The sequence below is a fragment of the Bacillus sp. ISL-46 genome, from assembly GCF_018613205.1.
Window position 1 is genome coordinate 1 of the sequence record NZ_JAGGQR010000063.1, and the last position, 8,991, is coordinate 8,991.

6 protein-coding genes and 4 pseudogenes are annotated in these 8,991 nt (G+C 37.2%); 9 read left to right on the top strand and 1 reads right to left on the bottom strand.

Annotation, left to right across the window (positions count from 1 at the left end; genetic code table 11):
• The 5 genes and pseudogenes from J7E67_RS31565 to J7E67_RS25990 all read left to right on the top strand — a co-directional run.
• A pseudogene (locus J7E67_RS31565) lies at positions 1 to 655 on the top strand (transposase); the annotation flags it as partial.
• A gap of 69 nt (positions 656 to 724) precedes the next feature.
• Positions 725 to 2,278 (top strand): FtsK/SpoIIIE domain-containing protein, encoded by a 1,554-nt coding sequence (locus tag J7E67_RS32410; RefSeq protein ID WP_374223944.1) that lies wholly within the window; start codon positions 725 to 727, stop codon positions 2,276 to 2,278.
• Between the two features lie 69 nt (positions 2,279 to 2,347).
• Entirely contained in the window at positions 2,348 to 2,983 is a 636-nt protein-coding gene (locus J7E67_RS25985) for a DUF1643 domain-containing protein (protein WP_214733094.1), read from the top strand.
• Positions 2,984 to 3,317: 334 nt separating this feature from the next.
• The gene (locus tag J7E67_RS32415) at positions 3,318 to 3,446 is read left to right on the top strand and encodes a hypothetical protein (protein ID WP_374223943.1); all 129 of its coding nucleotides are present in this window, start codon (positions 3,318 to 3,320) and stop codon (positions 3,444 to 3,446) included.
• A 357-nt stretch (positions 3,447 to 3,803) separates the two neighbouring features.
• Positions 3,804 to 4,040 carry a hypothetical protein gene (locus J7E67_RS25990; RefSeq protein WP_214733095.1) on the top strand — a complete coding sequence of 79 codons (237 nt, stop codon included), beginning with the start codon at positions 3,804 to 3,806 and terminating at the stop codon, positions 4,038 to 4,040.
• Between the two features lie 614 nt (positions 4,041 to 4,654).
• Here the strand turns inward: J7E67_RS25990 and J7E67_RS25995 are convergent.
• Positions 4,655 to 5,350, bottom strand: coding sequence for a site-specific integrase (locus J7E67_RS25995; protein WP_214733096.1), 696 nt, complete (start codon positions 5,348 to 5,350; stop codon positions 4,655 to 4,657).
• A gap of 50 nt (positions 5,351 to 5,400) precedes the next feature.
• Here J7E67_RS25995 and J7E67_RS26000 point away from each other — a divergent pair.
• From J7E67_RS26000 to J7E67_RS26015, 4 genes and pseudogenes are all read left to right on the top strand, one after another.
• A pseudogene (locus tag J7E67_RS26000) lies at positions 5,401 to 5,615 on the top strand (DUF1292 domain-containing protein).
• A gap of 581 nt (positions 5,616 to 6,196) precedes the next feature.
• The gene (locus tag J7E67_RS26005) at positions 6,197 to 7,357 is read left to right on the top strand and encodes an AI-2E family transporter (RefSeq protein ID WP_214733097.1); all 1,161 of its coding nucleotides are present in this window, start codon (positions 6,197 to 6,199) and stop codon (positions 7,355 to 7,357) included.
• Positions 7,358 to 7,422: 65 nt separating this feature from the next.
• A pseudogene (locus J7E67_RS26010) lies at positions 7,423 to 8,409 on the top strand (amino acid permease); the annotation flags it as partial.
• A gap of 324 nt (positions 8,410 to 8,733) precedes the next feature.
• Positions 8,734 to 8,991, top strand: a pseudogene (locus J7E67_RS26015) (hypothetical protein); the annotation flags it as partial.

The following is an 8,991-nucleotide window of genomic DNA, read 5'->3' on the forward strand; positions in this document are numbered from 1 at the left end:
CCGTAAACTCCGCCTAAAAGACGTGAGTTTATTAGACATGCTTATTCAAAAGACTGTCGAAATCGCATTGGAGAAAGAACTCATTAAAAGTAAAACCATTATCGTCGACGCCACTCACACAAAAGCACGTTATAATCAAAAATCCCCTAAAGAAATCTTAATGGAGAAATCCAAAAACCTTCGAAAAGCTGTGTACCAAGTAGATGAAAAAATGAAAGAGAAGTTCCCACCAAAAACAACGACGAATGAATTAGTAGATGAACTGAATTATTGTCACCAAGTTATTAAAACAGTAGAGGCTGAAGAAGTGATATGTGAGTATCCGAATGTTAGAGAGAAACTTAACTATTTAAAAGAGATAGTGGAAGATCATCAAGAACAATTACTTTTATCAACAGATCCAGACGCACGTGTGGGTCATAAAACAGCGGACTCGTCTTTCTTTGGATATAAAACTCATATTGCGATGAATGATGAGCGTATTATTACAGCAGCCATTGTGACGACAGGAGAAAAAAGTGATGGCAAATATCTTCAAGCATTAGTTGATAAAAGTCAAGAAACAGGCATGGAAATTGATACGGTCATTGGAGATACAGCTTATTCTGAGAAAGACAATGGTGTAGAATTTACTAAAGAATCCACCCTGTCATTAGAAGAATGGAGAGAGGGAATTAGAAGTGGAGATATACCAATCGATTTAAAAGGTTATTCCCACGTATTTGTGTCGAGTTCATCAGATGATACTAACTTAGATTGTGAACAAATACAGATAACTGAGTTAGAAGGGTGTTACCAAGAGGTATACAATAGAGAAAAAGTTAGAGAGCTTGTATTAGGAATTAATAAAAATGCGCAGTTAACACCTATCCGAAATGGAATTGGTGATGAAAGACCTTGGGAATTTGTACGTGCTGTATTGCTACCTGAGGATAATTCAGAAGAAACAGAGGATGAAAATGACAGTGGGTCTTTTCAGAGTCAAACTGCGCAAAATCAACAAAATACACGTTCTGACGAAATGAATAATAATGAGCAGTCTTCTACAGGAACAGAAGAAAGTGATAATGATGAATCTGTTGAAGTTGGGCCACCAGACTTTTGGGGAGGCTCCAACTTGAAAGAATGGATAGATACGAGTGTTTCACAAATGGTGGATGATGGTTCTGACGAATGGTTAAATGAAGTAGAACGCAAATTAAAAACAGCTTTAATGTCATATAACTTACAGGCAAAAGTATTGGGCTCGCGATTAACCCCTAACTCAGGAATTATTAGACTAAAGGGTTCTGATAATCTCAAAGTTGAGGACATTGAGAGGAAAAAGTCACAGTTATTAACCACTCATGCACTACAAGTATTAAATGTAGTAGGAAGACCTGGTGAAATAGTTGTATTTATTGCAAGACCAGAGCGTGAAGTTATTTATTTGCGAGATATTTGGAAGAGACGTAAATTAGATCAAATCATGCCTGGTATGAATATGAACTTCCTTATAGGTGTTAAGGAAGTGGATGGGGAGTTACTTTATTTGAACCTTGGTGGAGCGTTTGAGGGATTACAACAACACGCACCCCATACTCTTATAGCAGGTGCTACTGGGAGTGGTAAGTCTATATTGCTACAAAATCTTATTCTTGACATTTGTGCTACAAATTCAAAAGAGATGGCTCAGGTTTATCTAATAGATCCAAAATTTGGGGTTGACTACCAAAGCTTAGAGGACTTACCTCATTTAACAGAAGGCATAATTATTGACCAGGATAAAGCTGCTTCAGTCTTAGAATCGTTAGTTACAGAGATGGAGAGTCGATATCTGACATTTAGAGAAAATAAAGTTCCAAATATTAAGGAATATAATAAGAAAGCCCCTGAAGGTCAGAAAATGCCTTTAATATTTTTAATACATGATGAATTTGCTGATTGGATGCTAGTAGATGAATATAAAAATACTGTTTCTTCATCCGTTCAGAGGTTAGGTGTAAAAGCTAGGGCAGCTGGCATTCACCTAATATTTGCTGCACAAAGACCGGATAAAGATGCATTACCTGTCCAGTTAAGAGATAATTTAGGTAACAGATTAATTCTTAAAGTAGAAAGTACAGGTACCTCAGAAATTGCTCTTGGAGAAAAAGGTGCGGAAAGATTATTAGATAAGGGTCATTTAGCAGCAAGGCTTTCAGGGGAATCTAATTTAATCTTTGCTCAGGTCCCATTCTTATCAAGTGAAGATTCTTTCGGTGTTGTGAATGCAATCAAAAAAGGAACGGATAACTAAAAAATTCTAAAATAAGAAGCCACTGTGGCTTCTTATTTAATATGTTAAAAGTGATAATTGGGGTGAGTTATGGAAGCATATCCTTCATATGCTACAGTTAAAAAAGCCAGTATAAAGAAGGTAATCAATAATATTACATTACGTGATTGGCTAGAGATTGATATAAATAAAAACGCATCAAGAATACTATTATATGTATTAATGAATCCTAGTAAAGCAAATAAAGTTCGTTGTGACAAAACAGTTAAAAAGGTTTTGGATTTTACAAGGAGTCAAACTTCATTATTAGATAGCCTAGTTCCTGACGTTAAAACTGTTATAATCGTAAACTTATTTCCTTTCTATAAGACAGATTCAAGTAAATTATATGAATTGTTAAATGAACTCTGCGAAACAAGAAGCGGTTATGAAGATTTGTTAGAAGCAAATTTATTAAAAATTAGAAGGGGAATTCAAAAGGCAGATTATATAGTATATGGGTGGGGGGACCCACCAGATAACGTTGACGAATGGTATCATAGAGAATTAACGTCTAGAATTTTAATAACAGCTAAAAGATTTGGTAAAGAAAACACTTTTGTTTTTAAAAGTACACGAGATGAAATAATTACTCAAAAAAGAAATCCTAGACACCCAATTATTATTACACTTACTGGTTTAAAGAGATGTAAAATGCAGCCCTTTTATACTGTTTCATTAAATTAATTGATTACGGCCAGTGAAATGTACCATCCTTGACATACTTTTTACCACTGAGTGACAAAAAGTGTATCAATGATTGACAGCCTGTTTACCACTTCGTACCATCTGGTTTGATGAACAAAGATAATAAATCGTCGTATTTGGAATCAATAATATTAAGTTGTTATACAATTTTGATTGATGTTCAATAAGATCAGTCTTCCGCAAACAGGCCAGATTGTTGAAGATTACTTTAAAATAATTTGAATTATATGTTAATGTTAATGGAGTTGTTTAGAATTGTACTTAAACAAAATAATTAATGATATAAATATTCAAACCTAGAAAGGATGATTGGATGTATGTATGGGGATTTCAACCACACTTTCAAGTCTCGATAAATACCACAGCTAAACAAACTTTCAATGAATTAAGATTAGATTTAAACCCAAAAGTATGGGTGGTAGACTGTATTTGTTTTATATGAACTCTATCTAAGAGAACACATTCATCTTCAATAATCGGGCGCTATCGTTGAAGATTATAAGCCTAATTCCTCGAAAAAAATAAGGAGGGATTAGGCTTTTTATCTTTCAAAATCCTTAACGTTGTAATCCTGTATTTTCTTGACGTGACCACCATTGGTAAAATTGTTGGCAACGAGCGGTAAATTCATTGGCGAACACTGGTAAAAAACATGGCAAGAGTGGTAAAATCACTTGGCCGTAATCAAATTAATTTATAAAGAGATATTGACACTGTGATTTTATTAAAAGTGAAAAAGTGATACAATTCATTTTACTTATTGAGAGTATATATGCATCTTCTTGAAAGGAAAAAGTAAATGAATAAAGAAAAACTTTATCCAATATTAGTTAATATTTATATAGATTACTTCGATGGATTATGTACTAAAGAGCAATTAAAATTCATGTTGAGAAAATTACATAAAACATATCCACAAATTAGTAGTAATGAATTTGCACAGTTGTGTTTAGATGCACAGTGGGAAAATGCAACTGAAGAAGATTATGAAAAAACAAGAAAAATAAATGAAGAAAGTTCAGATGAGGATAACTAGCATAGTGTTTTGGCACGGTTAAAACCAGGACAAGGATCTTTATAAGAAAATAAAGGGAGGTTGTTTATTAGTGCAATGTGAATGTGGAGGAATGCTTTTGGTTATTCGAGTGGAAGAACCACCTGAGAACTTACCTAAGCATAAAAGGCTATTTTATGATCGATTATGTGATGTAGAATGTCAAAAGTGTGGGAAAATTGTATATTCGCAACCATATGATTTCGGTAAGTCTGTTAATCCTGTTAGAAATATTCCCAAGTGATATCAGTAGAAGTAAGTTGAAGAAGGATTATGAAGAGGAAAAAGCCCCACTCAATTGAGCGGGGCTAAATACATTATTACATCTAATGTGTCCTCTTTTGTCCTCCGGTTTGTCCTCCGATGTTTTATATTGCATTTAAAACCTTTAAGTTGAATTTTTAATAAATGTTGATTTAGAGCCTTTTTTTTAACACTATTTATCTCTAATAAATATGAAAATGAATGGGCGGCATGATGTAATTAGGGTTTTAAAACCTTGTTATATCAACGTCTAAAATGATAATATGCTTTTCTTGTCCTCGGATTTGTCCTCGTTTTTTAAAAAACACGGCAACCTGTGACAAAAAAGCTAACTATAGGAGAAGGTCTTTCATCAGTTTGCTAAACTGTTGGGAGGCCTTTTCTTCCATATTAACAGTCATATGAGCATAGATATTCATCGTAGTATTAATATCCGTATGTCCAAGACGCTGTTGTATTTCTTTAATGCCGACTCCAGCTTCAATCAATAATGAAGTGTGGGTATGTCTAAATGAGTGTGGAGTAATGTTCTTTTCTATTTCTGCCTTTTTCAGAAGTCTCTTAAGCCGGGTCTCAACAACTTTTCTTAATTGTGGATGTCCATCCTCTCGAGCGAAAATAAATCCATAATCCTGGTAAACAAGTCTGTTTTTTAATTTAATCTCATTTTGTTTAAGCCGATGCTTCTTTAACATATTGATTATCATTTCATCAATCCTGATTGTACGGACAGAGCCCTTTGTCTTTGGCGTTAAAAGCTGATATTTTTCAAAATGATTAGTAGGGTTATAAAGAGTTTTAGTAACTCGGATAGTACCCTGCCTTTCGTTAAAATCCCCCCATTTTAAGGCCAATAATTCACCTATTCGCAATCCTGTATAGGAAAGTAACGTAAAGACAAGATGATCCATTTCAAGCCCGTCTGTATAGGTTAATTTTAGAAAATGGGCAAGCTCTTCTTTTTCAAGAAAAACAATATTCTCTTCTGCTTTCTCCAGTTCTTCAACACTTTGCTGCTTTATAGGCATTTTGAATTCCTCAGTAGGATTATTTTTTATCAGCCCTTGAGTTAGGCGAAATCTTTACGATTAGCGATGAGAATGACCAGAGCAGGAAGTTGAAGTGCTGGCAGAGATAAATATGGAAGGGACAGAATACGTTGCAGTCAGCTTTGTGGAGGAATTTCAAGAAGAAACCGAGGAAGACATTGATATCTTCTTTTTAAAGGTCGACCAGGATGGTGACTTTACAGCCATTGAAAGCGACGGGGAATTCGACAGAGTCTCCTCATGAAATAATGAAAGAAGACTAATACTTTGCAGGACAAAAAAGGGAATATGGAAACCTTGCTAATGTAAGGTTTTTTTGTTGTTCAGCAATCGGGCGCTCTTCTTTTAATAAGAAGCGTCCTTCCTGAATTGGGCCAGATTGTTGTGCGAAACGTTTTCTAATTTAAATTGAGGATGGTCACATTACTCAGATAAAGGTTAGACAGTTCTTTACAGACTGAAGGATGATATCAAAGAGTCTAATGATAGAGTAACGTCTTGAAGGGTCTCTCTTAGTCGAATAGCACTTAATTCAGTAAGGATGAAAGTGTTATACATATCAGTTAAGATCTGTCATTCAGGCGGTTACACAAAATCATTGACAGAACCCATGAGAATCTGTTTTGATTAATCCGAACATTATTTATGCACGACAAACCATAATTAACAGTGGTTTTTTTATTTTATGCTTAATTTCCAGAAATCTCTGCTTTCGACGCAAGGAGATCGTGCTTGGGGAACAACAATAATCTTGGCAAGGTCACTGTAAAATGCGGTGTAAAGTTTGTCCACCGACAATATAGGATAAGGATTGGAGGAGATCACATGTCAACTCTCGAGACCGGGGCAGGAAGATTTAAGAAGTTCTTTCTGAATAACAAATTTGTGTTGTTTCTGTTGATCTTACTGCTGATTGGTTTGAACATTTGGGTCTTTAACTTGATTTCTTTTGTATTCGAGCCTTTTATCGTTCTGGTTCAGACGATATTGCTACCGTTGATTATAACGGGGGTTGTGTATTATTTAACGAATCCGATTGTCAATCTGCTTGAAAAGAGGAGAATTAAGCGTGTCTATTCCATTATCATCCTTTATTTGTTGATCATCGCAATCATTACGCTTCTAATTTTAGCTGTCATTCCGGTTATACGTATTCAAGTCATGGATCTCATCAATAATTTTCCGGCCTACAGCGAAGAGGCCAAGCTTCGGTTTAAAAAACTAATCGGAGGCGCGTTTTTTAACCGGTTTCAGTATACGACCGGATATAGCTCCACGGATTGGACAAATACGGTTATAGGCCAACTGACTTCGTTTATCAATCGGTTGGGGAGTAGCTGGAGGAGCGTAGTAGGAGCTATAACGGAAACGGTTCTAGCTATTGTCGTCGTCCCATTCATTTTGTTTTACTTGTTGTTAGATGGCAGAAGGCTGCCACATTACATTCTGAATCTCATTCCGACCAAACTTCGTCCTCAATCATTCGAGGTGATGGAGGAAATGAATCATCAAATCAGTTCTTATATCCGGGGACAAGTTATCGTTAGTTTTTGCATCGGACTTTTGTTATATATAGGCTATTTGATCATTGGCCTGAAATATTCTTTGGTTCTTGCGATCGCAGCAGCTTTCACAAGCATTGTTCCATATTTGGGGCCGGCGATAGCCATTACTCCGGCATTGATTGTGGCAACCGTTACCTCGCCAGCTATGCTGTTTAAGATGATTATCGTATGGACGATCGTCCAATTGATCGAAGGCAAGTTTATTTCTCCGCAAATTATGGGGAAATCGCTTCATATTCACCCAATCACGATCATTTTCATTATTTTGACGGCGGGTAATCTGTTTGGATTGGTAGGAATTATCCTGGCGGTTCCAGGCTATGCGGTCCTGAAAGTGATTGTTACTCATTTATTCCAATGGTTTAAAAGACGATCTGGTCTTTATAGACCTTCGGAGCAACAAGAAAAAGAAGTTCGTTAGCACACGAGGTGCGCCTGAACGGCATTCCGTATGATGGACAGTTTCCCCGCGGACCGTGGAAATGTGTTAAGGGTTACGGTGAAGGGGAATATTGGTTTTCCTTTGTTAAAGTGACTGCCATTGTGATTTTTATAGTCATAGGGCTGCTAATTTATTGTTGGGATTATGGGCGGGCAAGCAATCGGATTTAAAAGCTTTACTGTGGGAAAGGCGCCTTTTAGCGGCGGTATGCTCGGTACTTTTGCTATTTTCCTCGCTGCAGGATTTTCTTTTCAAAGTACAGAAATTGTGGGGGTTGCTGCCGGGGAAAGTGAAAACCCTGCTAAAACGATACCGAAGGCAGTTAAAAGTATTTTCTGGAGAATCCTTATCTTTTATGTTTTAGCGATCTTTGTTGTAGGGCTCATTATCCCTTACAATAACCCAAATTTGCTAAGTAATGATATTATGGTTAGCCCATTCACGCTTGTATTTAAAAAAGCGGGACTTGCTTTTGCAGCAGCACTTATGAACGCTGTCATTTTAACAGCTGTTTTGTCGGCAGGTAATTCCAGCCTTCATGCTTCAACCCGGATGTTATACGCCATGGCAAAAGAAGGACAGGTACCAAGGATACTTGGAAAACTTAATAAGCGTGGTGTGCTGTTGCCGCGATTATTTTAACCACGGTTATCGGCATGTTCGCCTTTTTATCCTCCTTCTTTGGTGATGGGGGTGTGTATGTATTGTTAATGAACGCAGTCGGCATTACAGGTTTTATTTTCTGGCTTGGAATCTCCGTATGTCACTATCGGTTCCGTAAAGCATATGCGGCTCAAGCTTATTCGCTTAATCAGCTGCCGTATCGGGCAAAAAGGTACCCATTTTGACCAATCTTTACGATTGCTGTTGGTTTACTCGTCACATTGGGTCAAGACTACCAGGCGTTTCTTGCATCCAAGGTTGATTGGGGCAGCATAATTGCCGCCTACCTTGTCATTCCTCTATTCCTTTGCTTATGGCTTGGATTTAAGTTCATCAATAAGACAAAGGTAGTAAAACAGGAAGAATGAGAATTTGATTTTGACTATGCAAAAAAACATAATTGATCATTTTTAGGAATGGGAGTCCCGAGCACATAGTTTTGGGACTCCTTTTATATTTTTGGCAAAATCAAATGGCCACTGCCCATTTTTCTGTCTTTCGTTTAGTTAAGTATCATGCCTTATTCATGGCGCATAGACTAAAGCATGAATCTGATTGGAGGTTTTATGAAAATGGTAATATATCCATTTAGTTATCCCAATAGGTCCCAGCCTTATTATCAATATTCTTATCCTTATCCCGCCCCTTATTATGGAACTTATCCTCCAGGATATTGGCATATAGGAGGGAAAATGGCAGGTATGTATGCCGATGGCCATTTGGGAAGCGGACAGGGAACTGGCTACAATGTTGGCGGTCATTTAGGGGGAGAACATGGTCTTGGGGTTTATTCGGGAAGCCAACTAGGCGGCGGTCAAGGGATAGGTGTCCAAGCAGGCGGTTATTTAGGGGGCCAGCATGGTCTTGGCGTCCAAGCAGGCGGCCAGCTAGGCGGCGGTCAAGTGCTCGGCATTCATGCAGGCGGTCAATTAGGAGGCCAACAAGGGCTT

Excerpts from the sequence above, each read along its gene's own strand:
- J7E67_RS25985 (WP_214733094.1), top strand. The coding sequence starts at position 2,348 with ATGGAAGCATATCCTTCATATGCTACAGTTAAAAAAGCCAGTATAAAG.
- J7E67_RS25990 (WP_214733095.1), top strand. The coding sequence starts at position 3,804 with ATGAATAAAGAAAAACTTTATCCAATATTAGTTAATATTTATATAGAT.
- J7E67_RS25995 (WP_214733096.1), bottom strand. The coding sequence starts at position 5,350 with ATGCCTATAAAGCAGCAAAGTGTTGAAGAACTGGAGAAAGCAGAAGAG.
- J7E67_RS26005 (WP_214733097.1), top strand. The coding sequence starts at position 6,197 with ATGTCAACTCTCGAGACCGGGGCAGGAAGATTTAAGAAGTTCTTTCTG.
- J7E67_RS32415 (WP_374223943.1), top strand. The coding sequence starts at position 3,318 with ATGTATGTATGGGGATTTCAACCACACTTTCAAGTCTCGATAAATACC.